At 69.5% G+C, this 23,211-nt stretch carries 22 protein-coding genes and 1 tRNA gene; 7 read left to right on the forward strand and 16 right to left on the reverse strand.

All coding sequences use genetic code 11. The annotated features are described in order from the left end of the window. Positions 1-6: 6 nt before the first annotated feature. The 3 genes from FV233_RS30105 to FV233_RS01885 all read right to left on the reverse strand — a co-directional run bounded on the left by FV233_RS30105 (position 7) and on the right by FV233_RS01885 (position 2,688). Complete coding sequence (locus FV233_RS30105) at positions 7-159, reverse strand: hypothetical protein (RefSeq protein ID WP_187278036.1); 153 nt, start codon at positions 157-159, stop codon at positions 7-9. 327 nt (positions 160-486) lie between these two features. Beyond that, positions 487-810, reverse strand: a complete 324-nt coding sequence (locus tag FV233_RS01880; protein ID WP_147896464.1) for a hypothetical protein — start codon at positions 808-810, stop codon at positions 487-489. Between the two features lie 27 nt (positions 811-837). Further along, complete coding sequence (locus tag FV233_RS01885; protein WP_147896465.1) at positions 838-2,688, reverse strand: DEAD/DEAH box helicase family protein; 1,851 nt, start codon at positions 2,686-2,688, stop codon at positions 838-840. Positions 2,689-3,109: 421 nt separating this feature from the next. Between FV233_RS01885 and FV233_RS01890 the strand changes: the two genes are divergently transcribed. Continuing rightward, positions 3,110-3,193: transfer RNA gene (locus tag FV233_RS01890), tRNA-Tyr, on the forward strand. A 24-nt stretch (positions 3,194-3,217) separates the two neighbouring features. Here FV233_RS01890 and ruvC read toward each other — a convergent pair. Further along, positions 3,218-3,841 carry a crossover junction endodeoxyribonuclease RuvC gene (gene ruvC / locus FV233_RS01895; protein ID WP_147856115.1) on the reverse strand — a complete coding sequence of 208 codons (624 nt, stop codon included), beginning with the start codon at positions 3,839-3,841 and terminating at the stop codon, positions 3,218-3,220. Between the two features lie 153 nt (positions 3,842-3,994). On the opposite strand from ruvC, the gene FV233_RS01900 reads away from it, so the two are divergent. Next, complete coding sequence (locus FV233_RS01900) at positions 3,995-4,567, forward strand: peroxidase-related enzyme (RefSeq protein WP_147856114.1); 573 nt, start codon at positions 3,995-3,997, stop codon at positions 4,565-4,567. Positions 4,568-4,574: 7 nt separating this feature from the next. On the opposite strand, the gene FV233_RS01905 is transcribed toward FV233_RS01900, so the two are convergent. Further along, positions 4,575-4,895, reverse strand: coding sequence for a YnfA family protein (locus FV233_RS01905; protein WP_147896466.1), 321 nt, complete (start codon positions 4,893-4,895; stop codon positions 4,575-4,577). Positions 4,896-5,078: 183 nt separating this feature from the next. On the opposite strand from FV233_RS01905, the gene FV233_RS31580 reads away from it, so the two are divergent. From FV233_RS31580 to FV233_RS01920, 3 genes are all read left to right on the forward strand, one after another. Then, on the forward strand, positions 5,079-6,617 hold the full coding sequence (locus tag FV233_RS31580) for a PAS domain-containing protein (protein ID WP_187278037.1): 1,539 nt from the start codon (positions 5,079-5,081) through the stop codon (positions 6,615-6,617). Positions 6,618-6,674: 57 nt separating this feature from the next. Beyond that, positions 6,675-7,643, forward strand: a complete 969-nt coding sequence (locus FV233_RS01915) for a tyrosine recombinase XerC (protein ID WP_147896468.1) — start codon at positions 6,675-6,677, stop codon at positions 7,641-7,643. 152 nt (positions 7,644-7,795) lie between these two features. Continuing rightward, positions 7,796-8,653 (forward strand): response regulator, encoded by an 858-nt coding sequence (locus tag FV233_RS01920; protein ID WP_147857062.1) that lies wholly within the window; start codon positions 7,796-7,798, stop codon positions 8,651-8,653. Positions 8,654-8,674: 21 nt separating this feature from the next. Here the strand turns inward: FV233_RS01920 and lpdA are convergent, their stop codons facing one another. The 11 genes from lpdA to gloB all read right to left on the reverse strand — a co-directional run bounded on the left by lpdA (position 8,675) and on the right by gloB (position 21,522). Continuing rightward, a complete protein-coding gene (gene lpdA / locus FV233_RS01925) occupies positions 8,675-10,075 on the reverse strand; it encodes a dihydrolipoyl dehydrogenase (protein ID WP_147857061.1) in 1,401 nt (466 codons plus the stop codon). A gap of 66 nt (positions 10,076-10,141) precedes the next feature. Then, positions 10,142-10,897, reverse strand: coding sequence for an SDR family oxidoreductase (locus FV233_RS01930; RefSeq protein WP_147896469.1), 756 nt, complete (start codon positions 10,895-10,897; stop codon positions 10,142-10,144). After that, a complete protein-coding gene (locus tag FV233_RS01935; protein WP_147857415.1) occupies positions 10,894-11,220 on the reverse strand; it encodes a pentapeptide repeat-containing protein in 327 nt (108 codons plus the stop codon). Before FV233_RS01935 ends, FV233_RS01930 begins: the two co-directional genes overlap by 4 nt. Continuing rightward, complete coding sequence (locus tag FV233_RS01940) at positions 11,198-11,509, reverse strand: hypothetical protein (RefSeq protein WP_147857414.1); 312 nt, start codon at positions 11,507-11,509, stop codon at positions 11,198-11,200. The genes FV233_RS01935 and FV233_RS01940 overlap by 23 nt, the downstream gene beginning before the upstream one ends. Positions 11,510-11,631: 122 nt before the next feature. Further along, positions 11,632-12,972, reverse strand: a complete 1,341-nt coding sequence (gene odhB / locus FV233_RS01945; RefSeq protein ID WP_147896470.1) for a 2-oxoglutarate dehydrogenase complex dihydrolipoyllysine-residue succinyltransferase — start codon at positions 12,970-12,972, stop codon at positions 11,632-11,634. A gap of 95 nt (positions 12,973-13,067) precedes the next feature. Next, positions 13,068-16,058 (reverse strand): 2-oxoglutarate dehydrogenase E1 component, encoded by a 2,991-nt coding sequence (locus FV233_RS01950; RefSeq protein ID WP_147854100.1) that lies wholly within the window; start codon positions 16,056-16,058, stop codon positions 13,068-13,070. A gap of 158 nt (positions 16,059-16,216) precedes the next feature. After that, positions 16,217-17,101, reverse strand: coding sequence for a succinate--CoA ligase subunit alpha (gene sucD, locus FV233_RS01955; RefSeq protein WP_147854099.1), 885 nt, complete (start codon positions 17,099-17,101; stop codon positions 16,217-16,219). Between the two features lie 2 nt (positions 17,102-17,103). Beyond that, positions 17,104-18,300: an ADP-forming succinate--CoA ligase subunit beta gene (sucC, locus tag FV233_RS01960; RefSeq protein WP_147854098.1), complete on the reverse strand. Its 1,197-nt coding sequence runs from the start codon at positions 18,298-18,300 to the stop codon at positions 17,104-17,106. Positions 18,301-18,431: 131 nt separating this feature from the next. Continuing rightward, positions 18,432-19,394, reverse strand: a complete 963-nt coding sequence (mdh, locus tag FV233_RS01965; protein ID WP_147854097.1) for a malate dehydrogenase — start codon at positions 19,392-19,394, stop codon at positions 18,432-18,434. 426 nt (positions 19,395-19,820) lie between these two features. Beyond that, on the reverse strand, positions 19,821-20,438 hold the full coding sequence (locus FV233_RS01970; protein WP_238261510.1) for a TetR family transcriptional regulator: 618 nt from the start codon (positions 20,436-20,438) through the stop codon (positions 19,821-19,823). Positions 20,439-20,745: 307 nt separating this feature from the next. After that, positions 20,746-21,522: a hydroxyacylglutathione hydrolase gene (gloB, locus tag FV233_RS01975; protein ID WP_147896471.1), complete on the reverse strand. Its 777-nt coding sequence runs from the start codon at positions 21,520-21,522 to the stop codon at positions 20,746-20,748. 179 nt (positions 21,523-21,701) lie between these two features. Between gloB and FV233_RS01980 the strand changes: the two genes are divergently transcribed. Next, positions 21,702-22,436 (forward strand): class I SAM-dependent methyltransferase, encoded by a 735-nt coding sequence (locus tag FV233_RS01980; protein WP_147854095.1) that lies wholly within the window; start codon positions 21,702-21,704, stop codon positions 22,434-22,436. A gap of 52 nt (positions 22,437-22,488) precedes the next feature. Continuing rightward, positions 22,489-23,205 (forward strand): MarC family protein, encoded by a 717-nt coding sequence (locus FV233_RS01985; protein WP_147854094.1) that lies wholly within the window; start codon positions 22,489-22,491, stop codon positions 23,203-23,205. Positions 23,206-23,211: the final 6 nt, after the last annotated feature.

Below are 23,211 nucleotides of genomic sequence, written 5' to 3' on the forward strand. Positions count from 1 at the left end.
CCGAGACTATCCGCGGGCGCCGTGCAGCGCGATCCCCAGCAGAGTCAGGCCGAGGACCAGGAAGATGCCGCTCCAGCGTTCGAGGACGACGGCGCGCGCCGGGTCGCGCAGCGAAAGACTCGCCAGACCCACACTGCAGACTAAGCACCCCAGGCTCATCGCGATAACCGACACGTTCCTTGTGGTCCGAACTCGACGGGTCCAGCCTTAATCAGATCTGGCCGCTGTGCGGCACCGAAGACCACGTAGTCAACGGAAAATGCACAGGGTTCGAGCTGAACAGGCTGGGTCGAGCGTGAACCTCTGACGCTCTCGATTTGAATATCAGTCGGAAAATCAATCCTGTCGCACCGCATTTGAAGGATATGTCGGTCGGATATTCGATTTTGGTTCCCCGTTGGTGTCGGCAGACGGCATGAACCGGCTAGGCCCACCGGATGAGGATCGAAGCACTCGCCTACCCCGCGGCAACCGGGGGTTCGACGCTCAACCCGCGCGCGACAGCGCGTCGGCGAGCACCGCACGCTCCTCCGCGAGCGTGCCGCTCGGCACCGGGCGGCCGGCGCGGTCGTACCAGTAGCGCGCGTTGCCGGCATCGCCCTCGATCCGGTGGAGATGGGCGTGCACCCAGGCGGCCTCCGGCCCAGAGGCGTCCTGGACCAGGGCATGCGCCCGCGCCCAGGCGGCGTCGGCAGTCTCGCTGCCATCCTTGGCGAGCCACCAGAGGGCTGCGAGCGGCGCGGGCCAGGCCGAAGGCGGCTCGGATTCCGTCAACGTCGCCCCGAAGGCGGCCGGCAGGGTCTCGGTCATCGGGCACTCCTCCCCATCCGCGACGGGTCAGCCTCCGGCTGCGCGCTCCGGCAGCCAGCGGCTGCGACGCTGGCGGGCGGACCACGCGTAGCGGGTATCGCCGTCGAGGCGGTCGAGATGGTCCGAAAGCCGGTTGCGTTCAAGCCAGGCGAGCGCGGCCTCGAGTTCGGGCAGGGTCATGGTCGCGCGGCCCTTGCCGAGCACGCGTTTCAGAACCGCATTGTAGCGATGCGCGAGGTTGCCGCCGCGGGGAACGCGCAGCGACGCCTCGTCCTCCACGGCCTGGCCCGCCACCGCGACGGCGAGCCGCTGGCGCAGGGTCCGCTCGGTGACCGAGGGCGGCTCGGGCGCAGGGGCCACCGGGGCCGGCTCGGCGAGGCGCGGGCGCAGCAGGGCGTAGCGGAGCCCGATCGCGTTGCTCTCCAGCGGCGTGATCCCCCCGGGATCCTCGTCCCGCCACGGGGTCCGCTCCGGCACGAGCGCGGTGGCCGGCCGCTCGCGCTTGGGCCGCACGCTGCTGCCCTGCTCGGTCTCCAACTCCAGGCGGAACCGGGCGAAGAGCGGATCGTCCGGGTGGAAGATCAGCGCCTGCTGGTTGTCGTAGGGGCCGGCATGCGGATCGACCCGGGTGGCCCGGGCCAGCATCTGCTCGAGCCAGGGCCGCGAGCGGATATGCGTCAGGGCCGCCACCACGGCGACCTCGGGGGCGTCGAGCCCCTCGTAGGCCATTGCCACCGTGACCAGCACGGCGGGCTCCGCGGTCAGGCGGAACGCCGCCAGGGCCGCGTGGGCGTCGCCCTGGCCGGACGTCGCCAGGCGGACGTCGCGCTCGCCCTGCCCGGCCGGCATCCAGCTCCGCAGGGTCGTCAGGTAGGTGCGTGCGCTGGCCTGGTCCGGGGCGACCACGAGCAGCTTGCCGAGCCCCCGCGCCATTTCGCCGGCCGGCAGGTCGCGTTCGAGCCGGCGCCGGGCGCGCAGGCGCTTGGTCGCGAAGAAGGATTCGCTCAGGAGATCCCGGGCGAAGCCGGTGCGCAGGGCCGTGAACAGGGCCGGCCGGGTGGTGACCCGCACCGAGCCGGCACCCAGCCGGTGCGGCCCGACCCGGGGGCTGTCACCCGCGATCCGGCCGCCTTCGAGCCAACTCGCCTCGCCGTCGATCGCCCCGAAGGTGACCGGGAGCACCGCCCGCTCGGCCAGCGCCTGCGAACGCGAGTAGCCGATCACCGCGAGCCCCGGCGCTTCCAGGTCCAATTCCGGTCCGCGGCCGAGGGCGGACGGCCGGTAGGGCAGGCCGAGGATGCGCCGCCCGTCCGCCCGCTCCAGGGTGCCGGACAGGAACAGGCCGATCTCCGCCGCCTCCATCACGGGCAGCATCGCCCGGGACCACGCCCCGGCCTCGGCCTCCTCGGCGCAGGATTCATCCGCGCCGGGACGCCCCGGGACCGGCAGGTGGTGGACCTCGTCGATCACCAGCAGTGTGCGATGGGCCCGTGCCTCCGCCAGGTGCAAAGCCGGGGCGGCCGCCACCGCTTGATAGGTCGTGACGTAGCCGGCGAGGCCCCGGGCGGGATCGCGCTCGTTGTCGGCCGCGCGGACGCTGAGCGCATGCCCGAACGTCGCCCGCCAGAGCGGATCGGCGAAGGCCTCCTCGGCCTGGAGGCGTAGGGAATCCCGAGGCACCACCCAGACCACGCGGTCCACTCGGCCCGCCGCGATCAGCGTATGCGCCGCGATCACGGGCAGCAGCGACTTGCCGCCGCCGGGCGTCACCGCCGCCAGGATCTTCTGGACATGCCCCGCCTGCCCGCTCGCCATGGCCGCCACGAGGGCCATCAACGTACGCTGGTGCGACCGCAGGGACGGGGTGGGACGGGTCAAGGGCCGGTGAAACAGGGCGACATCCGCGCACCGTGGCCGATCCGGATTCTTTTGTGAATCCCTGGGGACACGGAACGTTCGCGTTTTCGTCCCGGGTGATGAGGTGGCGTTCGCCGGTTCGGTTGGAAGGAGCCGCTGCGCGGCGCGTCCCATGCTGGGTCCGGGGCGTATTCCGCTGGCACTGCATGCGCCCGTGAAAGAGCGCGGCGATTCATCCGGCACCGCCCCTTTCCCGGACAAGTGGAGCGGAGCGGAAGCTGATCCGGGACCCGGCACGGGACCTGCCGCGCAGCGGCTCCGAAATCCTCAACCCCGGAGAAGCGTCGTAAACGCGCCCCGGGAGGCGGGATCCGGCCATGACAAGCGTTGACACCCGGCCAGCCCCTCACCATAAGGGCGCCGCGGGTGAGAAACCCGCCTTGGGGGAATGTCCCGAGCGGCAAAGGGGGCGGACTGTAAATCCGCTGCGTAAGCTTCGTAGGTTCGAGTCCTACTTCCCCCACCAAGCTTTTTCGAAAAGCCTGCCCGATCAGCCCTGCTTCGCCAGGGCCGCCTCGATGCGCGCGGCGGCCGCGGCCGAGAACCCCTTTCCGGCCAGCCCCTGCCCGGCGGCCGCCTGACCGGTAAGATTGCGCCGCTTGCCCTCCGGCAGGTGCGTCTTGCGCAGGGCGTGCGCGTCGCGGTGGCTGGCATGGGTGATCGCGATAGCCAGCGCGTCGGCGGCGTCGGCGACGCGGAATTCGGCCTTCGGGAGCAGGAAGCGGACCATCGCCTGGATCTGCACCTTCTCGGCGTGGCCGGAGCCGGCCACCGTCTTCTTGATCAGGTTGGCGGCGTACTCGAACACCGGGAGGCCGGCGAGCGCCGGCACCACCAGTGCCATGGCCCGGGCATGGCCGAGCTTGAGCGTCGCCTGGGCGTCCTTGTTGACGAAGGTCTCCTCCACGGCGACCTCATCGGGTGTCTGCGCCGCGACGATGCGCCCGATCCCTTCGAACAGTTCGCGCAGGCGCAGCGCCAGCGGCAGGTCGCCGTCCGAAGTGACGACCCCGCAATCGCCGTAGGTCAGCTTGCTGCCCTGCGCGGTGATCAGGCCCCAGCCGGTGCGGCGGAGCCCCGGGTCGATCCCCAGGATGCGAATGATGCTGCTCATGACGCTCCAGGGCTTTTTGTCTCGTCCATCGTCGTGTTCCGAAAGGCGGCCGCGTCCTTTCCGGCCGGCTGCCCTCGACGATCGGCCCGAGCGTGCCGTACGTATCGTGAACGCCTGGTTTCACCAAGGGACCGGGATTCAGGGAGCCCGACCATGAGCGCGTCAGCACCGATCAGCCGCTTCCCGGTGCCGAAGCTGTCCGAGATGCCCGAGGATCTGCGCGCCCGCATCGCCCTGGTGCAGGAGAAGGCGGGCTTCGTGCCCAACATCTTCCTGGCATTGGCTCACCGCCCGGACGAGTTCCGCGCCTTCATGGCCTATCACGACGCGCTGATGGACAAGCCCGGCGGCCTCACCAAGGCCGAGCGCGAGATGATCGTGGTCGCCACCAGCGCGGCCAACAATTGCCTCTACTGCGTGATCGCCCACGGGGCGATCCTGCGGGTCCGGTCCAAGAACCCGCTGCTCGCCGACCAGGTCGCGGTCGCCTACGCCAAGGCCGACATCACCCCGCGCCAGCGCGCGATGCTGGCCTTCGCGCTGAAGGTGGCGCAGGAGGCCCACACGGTCGAGGCCGAGGACCACGCCGTGCTGGCGGGCCACGGTTTCAGCCCGGACGACATCTGGGACATCGCGGCGATCACCGCCCTGTTCGCCCTGTCGAACCGGCTGGCCAGCGTGACGGAGCTGCGGCCGAACGACGAGTTCTACACGATGGGACGGTGAGGCGCCCTCACCCGCGGCGGCCGAGCAGGATCATCGCCGTGCCAGCCAGGCACACGGCGCCGCCGGCGAGGTCCCAGCGGTCCGGCCGCTGCCCTTCCGCGAGCCACAGCCACAGCACCGAGGCGGCCACGTAGACTCCGCCATAGGCCGCGAAGGCGCGCCCCGCCGCCGGGCTGTCCACCAGGGTCAGCAGGCCGGCGAACGCCACCAGGGAGGCGGTCCCCGGCAGGGCCCACCAGGCCGAGCGGCCGAGCCGGAGCCAGGCCCAGAAGGCGAAGCATCCGGCGATCTCCGCGAGGGCGGCGCCGGCATAGGCGAGGAGCGTCATCGCACGAGCTTTTGCACGGGAATCAAACTGGGGCGAGCCGGGATGGATCGACTGGCCGACCATGAATCCTCGGAAGACTTTCAATCGAAGTGCAAGATGCTCCCGCGCCCAAGATCGGCTAAGACCGATCCCGATCGCTTCCGCGTGCTTCCCGGGCCCCCGCCCGATCCACCGCCCCCGGCCATGTCAGACCCGATCGAGACCGCCCGCCTCCAAGTCCTCCACAGCTACGGCATCCTCGATACGCCGCGTGAGCCGGCCTTCGACGACATCGTCACGCTGGCGACGCAGATCTGCGCGGTGCCGGTGGGTCTCGTCAGCCTCGTCGCGGCCGACCGGCAATGGTTCAAGGCCCAATGCGGCTTCCCGTCCTGCGAGACGCCCTTGAGCCAGTCGGTCTGCGCCCACGCGCTGACCGCCGCGGACGGGCTGCTGGTGATCCCCGACCTGACCGCCGATCCGCGCACCCGCGAGAACACCCTGGTGACGGGGGCGCCGTTCATTCGGTTCTATGCCGGGGCGGTGCTGCGGACCGATGACGGCGTCTCGCTCGGAACCCTGTGCGTGATCGACACGGCGCCTCGGCCGGACGGGTTGAAGCCGGATCAGGCCTTCGCCCTGCGGGCGCTGGCGCGGCAGGTGATGGCGCAGCTGGAACTGCGCCGCGCAGTCCGGGAGCGGGAGGGGGCGCTGGCCGCCGAGCGCCAGGTCCGCGACGCCCTGGCGGTCTCGGAGGAGCGCTACCGCCTCTCGTCACGGGCGACCACGGACCTGATCTGGGACTGGAACCCGCAGACGGGCCGGATCCACTGGGATGAGGGCTTGTCGGCTTTGTACGGATATCAGCCGGCGGAAATCGAGCCGAGCAACGATTGGTGGTACGCGCATATCCATCCCGAGGATCGCGACCGCGTCCGCCGCAGCGTCCAGGCGGCCATCGACGGCGCACCCCTGCGCTGGAGCCAGGGATACCGGTTCCGGCGGGCCGACGGGAGCTATGCCACCGTCCTCAACCAGGCGATCATCGTCCGGGGCTCGGAAGGCAGAGCCACCCGGATGACCGGCGTGATGCTGGATGCGACGCAGCAGGCCGAGGCCGACGCGCATCGCGAGATGCTCAGCCAGGAACTCAGCCACCGGCTCAAGAACACCCTGGCGATGGTCCAGGCGATCGCCTCGCAGACCCTGCGGGACGCTCCCGACGTCGCGTCGGCCCGCGACGCCCTGCTGCAGCGCCTTCTGGCGCTCGGCAAGGCGCACGACATCCTGCTCGCCGGCAATGCCGAGCGGGCCGGCATGGAGGCGGTGATCCGCGGGGCCCTGGCGCTCCACGACAATGCCCGCGCCGGCCGCCTGCGGATCGAGGGGCCGCCCCTAGACATCGGGCCCAAGGCGGCCCTCGCCCTGGCGCTGATGATCCATGAGTTGGCGACCAACGCGGCGAAGTTCGGGGCCCTCTCGGCGGCGGCCGGCGCTGTCGGCGTCACCTGGCAGATCGAAACCCGGGGTGACAATCCGCACCTTCGCCTCAGCTGGGCCGAGTCCGGTGGGCCCCCGGTGACCGCGCCTTCGCGCAAGGGGTTCGGCACCCGCCTGATCGAGCGCGCCTTCGCGGGCACGGTCGCTGGGGACGTCGCCCTGGATTACCGGGAGACCGGCCTGCTCTGCGTCCTCACCGCGCCGCTGGCCGGTTTCCAGGGCAAGGACGGGATTTTGAACTGATGGGTGGCCCTGCTCGACGTTAAGCCAGCGACAACGAAAAACCGGTCGAGTGGGGCCATGAGCGCGCGCGACACGGCCGACGACCTGATCCTGCTTCCGGGCGATGCGCACCTGCGCGAGGCGGTCCATGCCTGGGTCGACGGGCTGGCGCGGGAGCGGCGGATGTCGCCCAACACGGTGGAGGCCTACAGCCGGGACCTGCGCCAGTTCCTGGTCCACCTGGCCTCGCGCCTCGGCACCCCGACCATCCCGATGCTGGTGGCCCTGAAGGTGCGCGACATCCGCGCCTTCATGGCCGCCCGCCGGGCCGAGGAGGTGTCCGGCCGCTCGCTGATGCGGATGCTGGCGGGGTTGCGCTCGTTCGGACGCTTCCTGGAGCGCGAGGGCTACGGCAGCGTCTCGGCGCTCGGCGGCGTGCGCGCGCCCAAGGTCCCGCGGCGGCTGCCCCGGCCTATGCCCATCGCCGCCGCGGTGGCACTCACCGACACGGCCATCCGGGCCGGCGAGGAACGCGAACCCTGGGTGCTGGCCCGGGACGCCGCGGTCCTGGCCTTGCTCTACGGCGCGGGCCTGCGCATCTCAGAGGCCCTCGGTCTCACCCGGCGCGACGCGCCGCTCCCCGGCAGCGATCAGGTCACGGTGCTCGGCAAGGGCGGCAAGCAGCGCATGGTGCCGATCCTGCCCGTGGTGGCGAAGGCGGTGGCCGACTACGTCGCCGCCTGCCCGGTGCCGCTGCCGCCGGAGGGGCCGCTCTTCGTGGGGGCCCGCGGCGGGCCGCTTTCGCCGCGCATCATCCAGTACACGGTGGCCCGCGCCCGGGGGGCGCTCGGCCTGCCCGACAGCGCGACGCCCCATGCCCTGCGCCATTCCTTCGCGACGCATCTGCTCGCCCGGCAGGGCGAGCTGCGGGCGATCCAGGAACTGCTCGGCCACGCCTCCCTGTCGACCACGCAGCTCTACACCCAGGTCGACGCCGCCCGGCTGATGAGCGCCTACACGGCTGCGCATCCGCGGGCGGGCCGTTGATCTAGACTATCGACGATAGTGCAAACGGCTAATTGCACGGGTTTTTCGCCTGGATAGTCCGTAGACGTGGCTTATTGGGTCGCCTTTTAAGGGGTTCGTCATCACCTGCATCCATGCTCTGGATTGGGGGATGCGGTTGTCGGGGCGTAGCCATGGAGCTTGATCAGGCGAGGTCGCCGGCGCGCGTCGCGATCGCGGATTGCGATGCGGGACGCCGCGCCGCCCTGCGGGCGATCGTCGAACGCTTCGACCCCCACGCCGTGATCGACGAGGCCACGTCGGGTCAGGCGCTGTGCGACATCCTCCTGCAGAAACGCCCGAGCCTCGCCTTCGTGGGGCTCCAACTCGCCGACCTGAGCGGACCCGAGGCCGTCGCGGTCGCGCGCCGGGCCGGCGCCGAGCCGCCCTGCCTCGTCCTGGTCGCCAACCGGGTGCTGCCACACTGGCAGGAGATCGCCCAGAGCCTCGGCGCCTACGAGGTGCTGAAGACGCCGCTCGATCCCGGCCATATCGAGCAATTGCTGCATGCCGATGCCCGCCGCCGCACCCCGACCCGGGCGCTGCTGGCCTGCTCGTCGCCCGCAGGCCGGACCGCGATCAGCCGGGTGGTGGCCCGCAGCGGCTTCGCGATCGCGCTCGAGGAGACCAATTGCGGCCGCCACGCCTTGAGCCAGCTCAAGCTCGGTGCCTACGATTTCGCCTTCCTCGACGTGAAGCTCGGCGGCATCGAAGGGATGGAACTCGCCTGCCAGATCCAGCCCCTCGGGCTGCCGACCCGGATCACCCTTCTGACCACCTCGGAGCTGGAACCGATCGCCCAGGCGGGGCGCTATTTCGGTGTCGACGCGGTGCTGCGGATGCCGTTCTACGCCCGCGACATCGACCTTGCGCTGCACAACGCCCTGGGCCTGCGCCGGCCGTATCTCCTGAACGCTCTGACGGCGCCGCCGGCCCCGAGCGCACTCCTGCGGATCGCCGACCTTCCGAACGCCCGGCGCAAGATCGCCTGATCCTGCGCCGGGTTCTGCCGATCAGACGTGGATGGCGCGCTTGGACACGGCGAGCGCCGCTTCCTTCACCGCTTCGGTCAGCGTCGGGTGCGCGTGGCAGGTGCGGGCGATGTCCTCGGAGGAGGCGCCGAACTCCATCGCCACCGCGACCTCGGCGATCAGGTTGCCGGCATCCGCGCCCACGATGTGCACGCCGAGAACCCGGTCGGTCTGGGCGTCGGCCAGCACCTTCACGAAGCCCTCCGTGGTGCCGTTCGCCTTGGCGCGGCCGTTGGCTGTGAACGGGAATTTTCCCGCATTGTAGGCGATGCCGTCCTTGGTCAGCTCCTCCTCGGTCTTGCCGACGGAGGCCACCTCCGGGAACGTGTAGACCACGTTCGGGATCACGCCGTAATTGACGTGGCCGGACTGGCCGGCCAGCATCTCGGCGATGGCGACGCCCTCGTCCTCCGCCTTGTGGGCGAGCATCGGCCCGGCGATCACGTCGCCGATCGCGTAGATGCCGGTGACGTTGGTGGCGTAGTGGGCATCCGTGAGGATCCGGCCCTTGTCGTCGCGCTGCACGCCCACCGTGTCGAGGCCGAGGCCCTCGGTGTAGGGCACCCGGCCGATCGCCACGAGGACGACGTCCGCCTGCAGGCTCTCCGCCTCGCCGCCCGCGGCCGGCTCCACGGTGACGTTCGCACCCTTCTTGCCGACCTCGACGCCGGTCACCTTGGTGGACAGCTTGAGCTGGATGCCCTGCTTGGTCAGGATCCGCTGGAACTGCTTGCCGACCTCTCCGTCCATGCCGGGGAGCACCCGGTCAAGATACTCCACCACGGTGACCTCGGCGCCGAGCCGACGCCAGACCGAGCCGAGCTCCAGACCGATCACCCCGGCGCCGATGACCAGGAGCTTCTTCGGCACCCGGTCGAGCTCCAGGGCGCCCGTGGAGGAGACCACGACCTTCTCGTCGATGGTCACGCCCGGCAAGCGCGTCACGTCGGACCCGGTGGCGATGACGATGCTCTTGGTCTCGAGCATCTGGTTGCCGCCATCCTCGGACACGACCTCGACTCGGCCGGCGCCCGCGATCTTGCCGGTGCCGTGGAAGGTGTCGACCTTGTTCTTCTTCAGCAGGAACTCGACGCCCTTGGTGTTGCCGGCGACACCCTCGGCCTTGAAGCTCATCATCTTCTTCAGATCGAGCTTCACGCCGCTGACCTCGATGCCGAGGTCGGGGAAATGCTTGGTCGCCTCCTCGAACGCCTCGGAGGCGTGCAGCAGCGCCTTCGACGGGATGCAGCCGACGTTGAGGCAGGTGCCGCCGTGGGTCGCCCGCTTCTCGACCACGGCGGTCCGCAGGCCGAGCTGCGCCGCGCGGATCGCGCAGACGTAGCCGCCTGGGCCGGTGCCGATGACGACGAGATCGTAGGACATGAGAATTCGCTTCCGGTCGGTCATGCCGCCTGGGGCGGTCGAAGAGAAAGGGGTATCGAGGGCGGCTTAGCGGCCGCCGGCGACGTCGAGGATGGCGCCCGTGGTGTAGGCGGCCTCCTCCGAGAGCAGCCACGCGATCGGCGCGGCGACCTCCTCGGCGGTGCCGGCGCGGCCCATCGGGACGCCGGGCCCGAGGCGCTCGACCCGGTCGGGCTCGCCGCCGCTCGCATGAATCTCGGTGGCGATGATGCCGGGCGCCACCGCGTTGACGCGGATGCCCTCCCCGGCCACCTCGCGGGCGAGCCCAATGGTCAGCGAGTCGATCGCGCCCTTTGAGGCGGCGTAATCGACGAACTGGCCGGGGCCGCCGAGGCGGGCCGCCACCGAGGACAGGTTGACGATGGCGCCCCCTGCCCCGCCGCGCTTGTTCGACATGCGCCGCACCGCCTCGCGGGCGCATAGGAAGCTCCCGACCACGTTGGTGGTCATCATGCGCTGGAGCCGGGCCGCGCTCATGTCGGCCACGTCGGATTTCATGTCGACCACGCCCGCGTTGTTCACGAGCGCCGCGAGCCGGCCGAGCCCGTCCGCGGCCTGGAACAGCGCCAGCACGTCGGCCTCGACGCCGACATCGCTGCGCACGGCCAGGGCCTTGCCGCCCTTGGCGGTGATCGCATCCACCACCGCCTGTGCCGCGGCCGCGTCCGACACGTAGCTCAGGCAGATCGCGTAGCCGCGCTCCGCGAGCAACAGCGACACAGCCCGCCCGATGCCGCGGCTGCCGCCCGTGACGATGGCGACGGATCCAAGCGACGTGGTCAAAGCTCGGCTCCCGTTGATTCCCGCGGCTGGCCGACAAGCGTTTGACGGTCAATATAGGTGGGCAGTCGTGTGTGCTCGTCGAGGATCGCAGTAGCGAGCTGCGCCTCAGTCAGATTCAAGGCCCCGGTCAGATCCGCGCCCCGCAAGATCGCACCGCTCAAGCGTGCATCTTGGAAGTCCGAGTTTCGAAACGCGGCCCCGCTCGCATCGATTCGAGACAGGTCCGCGCGCCGCAGGTCGGCGTTGCTGAGATCCGTGTGACGGAGAAAAGCGCCCTGAAGATTGACGATCGGGTGGGGGCTAGAATTCGCCTGATGGTTCATCGGCAGCGATCCTCATGCGCAACGTCTCGACAATAGCCCTTACGTCGATGGGCGGTTCCGACTCCTCGTAACGCGACCGCCTCTCGCGAAGGTGTGCCTGCAAGAGTTCGAAGACCGGATCTGCGAGGTCGGGAAAATCGCGCCCGATCTCGCGAAGAACATAGATAGCCGCCAGTCGGACTTCGAGCTGTCCGTCGCCGAGTTGCCCCGCCGCGCGGTTGAAGAGTTCCGTGACGTGGGCACGCCGCGCCAACTCCACCTGCGTTGCAGCCGACCCGGCCTGCTTCACTTCTGGTGCAAGCTTTCGCCACGCCAGTGCCGCCCCAACCAGCGCCGCGAGGGCCAGTCACAGATTTCGCACGATCTCCAAGACGAACACCCATGTCTGCATCCGGATGATCTACCGCGGGATCACAGATCCAGCACGAGCCGGGCCGGATCTTCCAGCGCCTCCTTCACCCGCACCAGGAAGGTCACGGCCTCCTTACCGTCCACGATCCGGTGATCGTATGACAGCGCGAGGTACATCATCGGCCGCGCCTCGATCTTGCCGGCGCGGACCACCGGGCGCTCCTCGATGCGGTGCATGCCGAGGATGCCCGATTGCGGGGCGTTGAGGATCGGGGTCGACATCAGCGAGCCGTAGATGCCGCCGTTGGTGATCGTGAAGGTGCCGCCCTGCATGTCCTCGATGGACAGCTTGCCGTCGCGGGCCTTCTTGCCGAAGCCGGCGATGGTCTTCTCGATGCCGGCGATCGACAGGTCGTCGGCGTTGCGCACCACTGGCACGACCAGGCCCTTATCGGTGCCGACCGCGATGCCGATGTGGTAATAGTTCTTGTAGACGAGGTCCTGCCCGTCGATCTCGGCATTGACCGCCGGCACGTCCTTGAGGGCGCCGATCACCGCCTTGGTGAAGAAGCCCATGAAGCCGAGCTTGGTGCCGTGCTTCTTCTCGAAGATGTCCTTGTACTGGCTGCGTAGCGCCATCACGGCCGACATGTCGACGTCGTTGAACGTCGTCAGCATCGCGGCGGTGTCCTGCGCGTCCTTGAGGCGGCGCGCGATGGTCTGGCGCAGCTTCGTCATACGCACGCGCTCCTCGCGCGCGGCATCGTCGGGCGCGGAAGGCGCGCGCGGCGGGGTCGGTCGGGCCTCCTTGGCGGGGGCGGCGGTCGGGGCCGGGCCCTTGGAGATCGCGCCGAGCATGTCGCCCTTGGTCACGCGGCCGTCCTTGCCCGAGCCGTTGATGCCGGAGGGATCGACGCCGCTCTCGCGGGCGAGCTTGGCCACCGCCGGGCCGTTGTCGCCGGTCGAGCGCTGCTGGGAGGCCGGGGCGCCGGCGTCGCCGTGGTTGCCATAGCCGGCGGACGATTCCTGGGCGGGCGCCTCGGACTTCGCGGGGGCGGCCGCCTTCGGCGCCTCGCTGCGGCTCTCGGACTTGGTCTCGGCGGCCTCCTTCGGGGCCTCTTTGGCGGCAGCCTTCTTGCCGCCGCCGGAGGCCGCGGCGGCGCCCGCCTCGACGATCGAGCCGAGCAGGGCGCCGGGCTCCACCGTCTCGCCGTCCTTGACCAGGATCTCGCCAAGCTGGCCGGCAGCCGGGGCGTTGACCTCCAGGGTGACCTTGTCGGTCTCGAGTTCGACGATCGGCTCGTCGACCGCGACCGTGTCGCCGGGCTTCTTGAACCAGCGGCCGATGGTGGCCTCGGTCACGGATTCGCCGAGCGTCGGGACGAGGATGTCGGTAGCCATGGTCTTCGCACTTCCGGATCGGTTGGGCCGTGCCGGACGGCCTGGACGTGTTGGGGACGGCGGCCCGAATGGGTCACCGCCGGGTTTTCAAAAAATCAGACCGCCAGCGCCTCGTTGAGGAACGCCTGGAGCTGGGCCTGGTGCTTGGACATCTGGCCCACGGCCGTGGACGCGGAGGCCGGGCGGCCGACGTAGCGGGCGCGCTTCACCGCGGAGCCGGCCTGGCCGAGCACCCATTCGAGGTAGGGCTCGACGAAGGACCAGGCGCCCATGTTCTTGGGCTCCTCCTGGCACCAGACCACGTCCGCGTTGCGGAACCGGCCCATCTCGTTGGCGAGGGCCTTGAGCGGGAACGGGTAGAGCTGCTCGACGCGCATCAGGTAGACGTCGTTCAGGCCGCGCTTCTCGCGCTCCTCCAGCAGGTCGTAGTAGACCTTGCCGGAGCACAGGACGACGCGGCGGATCTTGTCGTCGCGCACCAGCTTGTTGGGCGCGCCCTCCTCCTCGGAATCGTCCCACAGGACGCGGTGGAAGGTCGAACCCTCGGCCAGCGCGTCGAGCGTCGAGACCGCCCGCTTGTGGCGCAGCAGCGACTTCGGCGTCATCAGCACCAGCGGCTTGCGGAAGTCCCGCTTCAGCTGCCGGCGCAGGATGTGGAAGTAGTTGGCTGGGGTGGTGACGTTGGCCACCTGCATGTTGTCCTCGGCGCAGGCCTGGAGGTAGCGCTCCAGGCGGGCGGAGGAATGCTCGGGACCCTGGCCCTCGTAGCCGTGCGGCAACAGCAGCACGAGGCCGGACATGCGCAGCCACTTGCGCTCGCCGCTCGCGATGAACTGGTCCATCACAACCTGGGCGCCGTTGGCGAAGTCGCCGAACTGGGCCTCCCAGAGGACCAGAGCGTTCGGCTCGGCCAGCGAGTAGCCGTACTCGAAGCCGAGCACCGCCTCCTCGGAGAGCATCGAGTTGATGATCTCGATCGAGGCCTGGCCGTCGCGGATGGCGTTGAGCGGCGTGAAGCGCTGCTCGTTCTCCTGGTCGATCACCACGGCGTGGCGCTGCGAGAAGGTGCCGCGCTCGACGTCCTGGCCGGAGAGCCGGACCCGGTTGCCGTCGAGCAGCGTCGCCCCGAAGGCCAGGGCCTCGGCGGTCGCCCAGTCGATGCCGGCGCCGGTCTCAACCGCCTTGGCGCGGTTGTCCATGAACCGCTGGATCGTGCGATGCAGGTGGAAGCCCGGGGGCGCCTGGGTGATCTTGCGGCCGATCTCCTGCAGGGTTTCGGCCGGCACGGCGGTGCGGCCGCGGCGCGGATCGTCGACGTCCTCGTGCACGGCCTTGAAGCCGGACCAGCGGCCGTCGAGCCAATCGGCCTTGTTGGCCTTGTAGTTGGTGGCGACGTCGAGTTCGGTGTCGAGGATCTGGCGGAACTCGGCCTTGCGGGCGTCCAGGGCCTCCTGGTCGAGGGTGCCGTTCTCGACGAGCCGGCGGCCGTAGGTCTCCAGCACCGAGGGATGCTTGCGGATCCGCTGGTACATCTTCGGCTGGGTGAAAGCCGGCTCGTCGCCCTCGTTGTGGCCGAAGCGGCGGTAGCACAGCATGTCGATCACGACCGGCTTGCCGAACTTCTGCCGGTACTCGACCGCCACCTTGGCCGCGAAGGTCACGGCCTCCGGGTCGTCGCCGTTGCAGTGGAAGATCGGCGCCTCGACCATCTTCGCCACGTCCGACGGATAAGGCGAGGAGCGGGAGAAGCGCGGGTCGGTGGTGAAGCCGATCTGGTTGTTGATGATGAAGTGCACCGAGCCGCCGGTCCGGTGGCCCTTCAGCCCCGACAGGCCGAAGCACTCCGCGACCACGCCCTGCCCGGCGAAGGCGGCATCGCCGTGGATCAGAAGCGGCAGCACGCTGGCGCGCTGGATATGCGGCTTGGCCCACTGGTCCTGCTTGGCCCGGACCTTACCGAGCACCACCGGATCGACGATCTCGAGGTGGGACGGGTTGGCGGTGAGCGACAGGTGGACGTTGTTGCCGTCGAAGGCGCGGTCGGACGAGGCGCCCAGGTGGTACTTCACGTCGCCCGAGCCCTCGACCTCCGCCGGCGAGGCGGAGCCGCCCTTGAACTCGTGGAACACCGCCCGGAACGGCTTGGCCATCACGTTGGTCAGCACGTTGAGCCGGCCCCGGTGGGCCATGCCGAGCACGATCTCGCGCACGCCGAGCGCGCCGCCACGCTTGATGATCTGCTCCAGCGCCGGGATCATCGACTCGCTGCCGTCGAGGCCGAAGCGCTTCGTCCCGGTGTACTTCAGGTCCAGGAACTTCTCGAAGCCCTCGGCCTCGATCAGCTTGTTCAGGATCGCGCGCCGGCCCTCGGGCGTGAAGGAGATTTCCTTGTCCTTGCCCTCGATGCGCTCCTGGATCCACGCCTTTTCGGCGGGATCGGAGATGTGCATGAACTCGACGCCGAGCGTCTGGCAGTAGGTCCGCTCCAGGATGTCGACGATCTCGCGGATCGTCCCGAACTGGAGGCCCAGCACATTGTCGAGGAAGATCGGGCGGTCCCAGTCGGCCTCTTCGGTGAAGCCGTAATGCTGCGGGTGCAACTCCTCGTGGTCGCCGCGCGGGGCGAGCCCCAACGGGTCGAGCTTGGCGTGCAGGTGACCGCGCATGCGGTAGGAGCGGATCAGCATGATCGCCCGCACCGAATCCTTGGCGGCCTGCTCCACAGACACGCCCGTGGTGGCGGCGACGCTGTCGACCGGCTTGCCGGGCTTGGGCTCCTTGGCGTCCCGGGCGACGATCTTGTCGCCGATCGCCTTCTCCAGGGCGCCCCAGTTCCCGTCCAGCGCCGAGACCAGCTCGCCGTTCGCCGGCACCGGCCAGTTGGGCTTCTCCCAGGACGCGCCCGCAGCGTTCTTCGCGACGAGGGTCTCGTCCTCGCCCAGGCCCTTGAAGAAGGCCTGCCATTCCGGATCCACCGAGGCCGGGTTGCGGGCGTAGGCCGCCTGCAATTCCTCGATGTAGGCGGCGTTGGCGCCGTAGAGGAACGAGGTTTCGAGAAGCGCTTCGTTCACGTCCTGGCGTGCCATGGTCCGTTCATCCTGTCGCGCGGGCAGGCCGGCTGCCCTGTCGGCGACCCGCTCGCGGGGCGGATCGCCCTGAAATTGACCCGGGGCGAGAACACGCCCCGACAAGGTCGATATGGGGGTCGCGGCCCTGCGCCGGCCGCAACGCAGGCGCGCTGGCCTCAGCCCTTGAGGACGTCCACCAGGGTCGAGCCGAGCCGGGCCGGCGACGGCGAGACGCGGATGCCGGCCGCCTCCATGGCGGCGATCTTGTCCTCGGCGCCGCCCTTGCCGCCCGAGATGATCGCGCCGGCATGGCCCATGCGGCGGCCCGGAGGCGCCGTGCGGCCGGCGATGAAGCCGACCATGGGCTTGCTTCGGCCCCGCTTGGCCTCGTCCCGCAGGAACTGCGCGGCCTCCTCCTCGGCCGAGCCGCCGATCTCGCCGATCATCACGATCGACTCGGTCTTCGGGTCGGCGAGGAACAACTCCAGCACGTCGATGAACTCGGTGCCCTTCACCGGGTCGCCGCCGATGCCCACGGCCGTGGTCTGGCCGAGGCCGGCGTTGGTGGTCTGGAACACGGCTTCGTAGGTCAGCGTGCCCGAGCGCGAGACGATGCCGACCGAGCCCTGGCGGAAGATGTTGGCCGGCATGATGCCGATCTTCGACTGGCCGGCCGTGACGATGCCGGGGCAGTTCGGGCCGACGAGGCGCGACTTCGAGCCGGTCAGCGCCCGCTTCACCCGCACCATGTCGAGCACCGGGATGCCCTCCGTGATGCACACGATCAGCGGGATCTCGGCCGCAATGGCCTCGCAGATCGCGTCGGCGGCGCCGGGCGGCGGCACGTAGACCACCGAGGCGTCGGCGCCGGTGGCCTCGCGGGCCTCCGCGACCGTGTCGAACACGGGCAGGCCCAGATGGCTCGCGCCGCCCTTTCCGGGGCTGGTGCCGCCGACCATCTTGGTCCCGTACGCGATGGCCTGCTCGGAGTGGAAGGTCCCGTTCTTGCCGGTGAAACCCTGGCAGATGACCTTGGTGTTCGCGTCGATCATCACCGACATGATCAGGCTCCCTTCACGGCGGCGACGATCTTCTGGGCGGCGTCGTCGAGGTCGTCCGCCGGGATCACGTTGAGGCCGGAGCCCCGGATGATGTCCTTGCCCTCTTCGACGTTGGTGCCTTCCAGGCGCACCACCAGGGGCACCTGCAGGCCCACCGCCTTGACGGCGGCGATGACGCCGCGGGCGATGACGTCGCACTTCATGATCCCGCCGAAGATGTTGACGAGGATCCCCTTCACCTGGGGGTCGGCGGTGATGATCTTGAACGCCGCGGTGACCTTCTCCTCGGAAGCGCCGCCGCCGACGTCGAGGAAGTTGGCCGGGCTTTCGCCGTAGAGCTTGATGATGTCGAGGGTGGCCATGGCCAGCCCGGCGCCGTTGACCATGCAGCCGATCGTGCCGTCCAGCGCGATGTAGGCGAGGTCGTATTTCGACGCCTCGATCTCCTTGGCATCCTCCTCGGTCTCGTCCCGCAGCGCGACGATGTCGGCGTGCTTGTAGAGCGCGTTCGAGTCGAACGAGATCTTGGCGTCGAGGCACTTGAGGTGGCCGTCGGCTGAGAGCACCAGCGGGTTGATCTCCAGCATGCTCATGTCCTTGGACACGAACGCCGCGTAGAGTTTTTCCGTGAGCGAGGCCGCCTCCTTGGCCTGGGCGCCGGAGAGGCCCAGCGCCTTGGCGACCGCGCGGCCGTGATGGGGCATCACGCCGGTGGCGGGATCGACCGGGATCGTGTGGATCTTCTCGGGCGTGTCGTGGGCGACCGCCTCGATATCCATGCCGCCCTCGGTGGAGACCACGAAGGCCACGCCGCCGGTGGCGCGATCGACAAGCATCGAGAGGTAGAATTCCTCGGCGATCTGGGCGCCTTCCTCGATGTAGAGGCGGTTGACCTGCTTGCCGGCCGGCCCGGTCTGGATCGTCACCAGGGTCTGGCCGAGCATCTCGCCGGCGTATTGCTTCACCTCGTCGATGGACTTGGTGACCCGCACCCCGCCCTTCGCGCCCTCGGGAGCACCCTTGAACGTGCCCTTGCCGCGGCCGCCCGCGTGGATCTGGCTCTTCACGACCCAGACCGGGCCGCCGAGTTCCTTGGCGGCCGCCTCGGCCTCCGACGGATCGAAGATCGGAACGCCGCGGGAGACCGGTAGGCCGAACTCCTTCAAGACGGCCTTGGCCTGGTATTCATGGATGTTCATCGGGGCCTCGTCAGATAAGCGAATGGCGAGTGGCGAGTGGCGAATGGCGAATGGAAGGCGTCGGGAATGGCGATGGCGTCGATGGCCTCCGACCCCATTCGCCACGCGCGATTCGCCATTCGCCTCTTCCTTCAGGCGAGGTTGGCGTCGACGCCCTTGCAGGCTTCGATCAGGCCGGTCACCGAGGCGACGGACTTCTCGAACATCGCCTTCTCGGCCGGGTCGAAGGTGACTTCGAGGACGCGCTCAACGCCGCCGGCACCGATGACGATTGGCACGCCGATGAACATGCCGGAGACGCCGTACTGGCCGTCGAGATAGGCGGCGCAGGGCAGGACCCGCTTCTTGTCACGCAGGTAGCTCTCGGCCATCGCGATGGCGGATGAGGCCGGCGCGTAGAAGGCCGAGCCGGTCTTGAGCAGGTTGACGATCTCGCCGCCGCCCTTGCGGGTCCGCTCGACCATGGCGTCGAGCTTCTCCTGGGTGGTCCAGCCGAGCTTGACCAGATCCGTGAGCGGCACGCCCGCGACCGTCGAGTAGCGGGTGAGCGGCACCATGTCGTCGCCGTGGCCGCCGAGCACGAAGGCGGTGACGTCCTCGACCGAGACCTTGAACTCGTCGGCCAGGAAGTGGCGGAAGCGGGCCGAATCGAGCACGCCTGCCATGCCGACAATCTTGTTGGTGGGCAGACCCGAGAACTTCTGCAGGGCCCAGACCATCGCGTCGAGCGGGTTGGTGATGCAGATCACGAAAGCATCCGGAGCGTAGCTCTTGATGCCCTCGCCCACCGCCTGCATGACCTTGAGGTTGATGCCGATCAGGTCGTCGCGGCTCATGCCGGGCTTGCGCGGCACGCCGGCGGTGACGATCACCACGTCGGCGCCCTTGATGGCCGCATAATTGCTTGCGCCGGCGTAGGTCGCGTCGAAGCCCTCGACCGGGGCGGCCTCGGCGATGTCGAGCGCCTTGCCCTGCGGCACGCCGTCGACGATGTCGAACAGCACCACGTCGCCGAGATCCTTCAGGCCAGCCAGGAGGGCCAGGGTGCCGCCGATCTGGCCGGCACCGATGAGCGCGATCTTGTTGCGAGCCATGTCGGATCAACCTCCGCTGCGTGTCGTCTTCGGTGGGATCGGCGAGGCGCCGGGACCGTCCGCTGGTCGGTGCCGGCGCGGGATTCGCCGCTCTGGAATCTGCGCGGCTGTGTGGCCGAAAAGCCTCGTCGCTTCAACCCGATGGACCGTTGCGGACTCGGCCGCGCCGGCCCGGGCCTGACGTTGATGTCGCAAGCCTGGGCGACGAAACGCCAATGCGGCGAGGCTTTTAGGTGCACTGCACCCTGCGCCGCGGGTGCGGCAAAGCTCAGATAACAGATCTGAGATCCTGTCATTTCATCAAATTCGCGATGGCCGAACCGGCCCGGCCGCATCGCCGTGTCATGCCCTGAAACGCGAAAGGCCCGGACGCGATGTCCGGGCCTTTCGATGTGTTGCCGACCAACAATGAGGCGCGGCTCGCGCTCAAAGGATCCCGGACCGGAGAACCCGCTGGATCGCGTGGATGACCGCCCCGAATCGCGCCTCGATCAGGTCGCGCGGCACGTCCGCATCGTGCTGGATCGCGAGCGGATGCGTGAAGCGGTAGCTCGCGTCGAAGATGTAGGCGATCGCCCGCTCCCGATCCCGGGCCGAGAAGATGCCAGAGGTGATGCCCTCTTCGACCACGCGCTCGACGAGACTGCGCAGCCGAACACGATGCCGCCGGGCGATCGGCCGGGCCGACACCGTGGCGTCGAGATGGACCGCGAACAGGTTTGGCTCGTCGAACAGGGCGTCGCGCTGGACCGTGGCGAGGGCGGTGAGCAGCCGCTCGATCTTGTCGTCGGCCGGGTCGGGTGCGTCGGCGATGCCGGCGAGCCGAGCCTCGACCTCTCGGAGCCAGCGCCCTGCCACCGCGTCGAGGAGCGCGTCCTTCGATGGGAAATAGCGGTAGACGTTGGCGTGCGTCATGCCGGCTTCCGCCGCAACGGCCACCACCGTCACGCGCTTGGGCCCGAGACGGGACAGGTGCTCGGTGGCGATGCCGAGCAGCCTCACATCGGCCGCGACCGGCGCGCGGGGACGCGACGGGGTAGCCACTTCGCCGGTGTCGCGGAGCGCGTCACTGGCGGTCGTGTCCGCTAAAGGACCCCTGGTCTTGGCGCTGAGCGCCTCTTCCTTAGCCCCGTCGGATTCTGGCTTGAGGAACGGAAGCGGCAGGCGGGAAGTGGACAGGTGGTAGGGCGAGACGGACCCCCATCAGACCGGCGGAAGCGTCCCGGCGCTTCGCGTTGACGTTACGGCTTCCCCCCGGGAGCCCGTTACTTAGCGGATTGGTACCGCTTGCACAGGGTATGTGTCAGTTCGCCTTGAGAACGCAACAAAATTTTCTTGGTTATCACCGTCTCTAGAAGCGGTCCTTCCACGCACGCAGTGCCACAAACACCGCTTCCGGATCTGTGCCGGCTCCAAGTTCGACTGACTTAGCCAGGACAGGCAGGTTGCTGCGCAGGAACGGATTGGTCGCCCGCTCCGCGCCCATCGTCGTCGGAATCAGGAAGCGCTCCTCGGCTTTCGCGCGCTGGGCCTCCTCCTTGCGCGCCATCAGGTCGCAGTTCTCCGGGTCTGCCGCGAGGGCGAAGCGAGCATTCGACAGGACGTAATCGTGGCCGCTGAACACGCGGGTCTCGTCGGGCAAAGGCTCGAACCGACGCAGGGAGCGCCACAGGGTCTCGGGCGGGCTCTCCATCACCCGGCCGCACCCGAGGGTGAACAGTGTGTCGCCGGAACAGACGATCCTGGCCTCGTCGAACCAGTAGGTGACGTGGTCGGCACAATGGCCGGGGGTCTCCCAGACCTGGGCCCTGAGCCCGCCGACCCGCACGGTGTCGCCCTCGCGCACAGTTTCGTCCACGTCCGGCACCGCGCCGCCCGCCTTGGCGGGGGCCACCACCCGGGCCCCGGTGGCCCGCTTCACCGCCGGGATGCCCTCGATGTGGTCGCCGTGCCGGTGGGTGACGAGGATGTCGGTCAGGCGCCAGCCGGTCTCGTCCAGGGCCTTCAGGACCGGGCCGGCCTCCGGCACGTCGATCGCCGCGCAGGCGCCGGTGGCGGGATCGCGGATCAGGACCCCGATATTGTCGCTGCGGCACAGGAAGGTTCGGATCTCGGTCTCGGCAGCCATCGGTTTCCCTCTCCCGGGGCTGCGACAATGCACCGGCGCGTCGCAGCGCGAAACGTCAGCCGTGAACCGGCGGCGGTCGAGCGGGTTCCTTCGCCGGGGGGACCCATGGCGCTTGCGGCGCGCATCGCGTCTCACCATTGAGGTTGATCATCGTCCCGGGCTCGGTGTCCTGCTCGTCCATGCGTCTCGACGTCAACGGCCTGCGTGCCTTCTATGCCAGCCCCCTGGGGGCCGAGACGCATCGCGTCGTCGCCCGCGCCCTTCACGGGTTCCTGGGCTCGGTCTCGGGCCTGCGGGTCCTCGGGCTGGGCTACGCCACGCCGTATCTCGGTCCGATCCACTGCATCGCCGAGCGGACCCTGGCGTTCATGCCGGCGACGCAGGGGGTGGTGAACTGGCCGGGGACCGGCCGGTCCTGTACGGCCCTGGCCGACCCGACCATGATGCCGCTGCCCGAGGCCGCCATCGACCGCGTCGTCCTGGTCCACGCGCTCGAATCGGTGGAGAGCCCGACGGAACTACTGCAGGAGGTCTGGCGCACCCTCACCCCAGGCGGTCGGATGATCCTGGTGGTGCCCAACCGGCGCGGCGTCTGGGCCCGGCGCGAGGCGACGCCGTTCGGCCACGGCCAGCCCTACAGCCGCTCGCAGCTCGGCCGGCTCATGCGCGACACGCTGTTCTCGCCCGAGGGCTGGGCCGAGACCCTGTACATGCCGCCGGTGCGCTCGCGGCTGATGCTGCGCACAGGTCCCGCCTGGGAGCGGCTCGGCTCAGGCCTGGCCCTACCCTTCGCCGGCCTGCACGTGGTCCACGCGACCAAGCAGCTCTACCGCCCGATCGCGGTGCAGCAGGTGCACCGCGCCCGCCGCCTCGCTCCCGCCCGGGTGCTGGTGCCCGCGCCGTCGCCGGGCTGACGCGCACGACGGGCTGGCCGTCGGAGGTCCGTTGGTCTAGGCGGCGGCCCTGATGAGCATCGATTTCACAATCCAGCAGTTCCTGCTCGCCCTCTCGGGCCTGATCGCGATCGTGAACCCGATCGGCGGGGCCTTCATCTTCGCGCAGGTGACCACCGCCTACAGCCATGCCGAGCGGGTTCTGCTGTCGCGCAAGATCGGCGTCTATGCCGCCCTGGTTATGCTCGGCGCGCTCTGGGCCGGCACGCCGATCCTCAACTTCTTCGGGGTGACCCTGGCGGCCCTGCGGATCGCGGGCGGGCTGGTGGTGATGTCCTCGGCCTGGACCCAGCTCAACCGGCCCGAGGCGCGCGAGGCACGCAAGCAGGCCGAGGCGTCCGGCTCGAAGGATCGCGGGGCGACGACCCTGATCGAGGCGAGCCGCGACCCGGCGCCGGGGCCGCTGGCCGAGATCGCATTCTTCCCGCTGACGCTGCCGTTCACCACTGGGCCCGGCACCATCGCGGTGGCGATCACCCTGGGGGCGAACCGGCCCGCCGCCTACGCGGACCGCTTCGGCTTCTATCTCGGCGTCACCCTGGCGGCTCTCGTCGTGGCGCTCGCGGTGGCGCTGATCTACGCCTCGGCCGACCGGGTGGTGGCGCTGATCGGCCCGGCCCGGGCGCGGGTGACCGGCCGCCTGTTCGCGTTCCTGCTGCTCTGCGTCGGGACCCAGATCCTGATCACCGGCCTGACCGACGTGTTCGCGCCGCTGATTGCGGCGCGCTGATCCGCG

It is taken from the genome of Methylobacterium sp. WL7, from assembly GCF_008040085.1.
In the GTDB taxonomy this organism is placed as follows: Bacteria; Pseudomonadota; Alphaproteobacteria; order Rhizobiales; family Beijerinckiaceae; genus Methylobacterium; species Methylobacterium mesophilicum.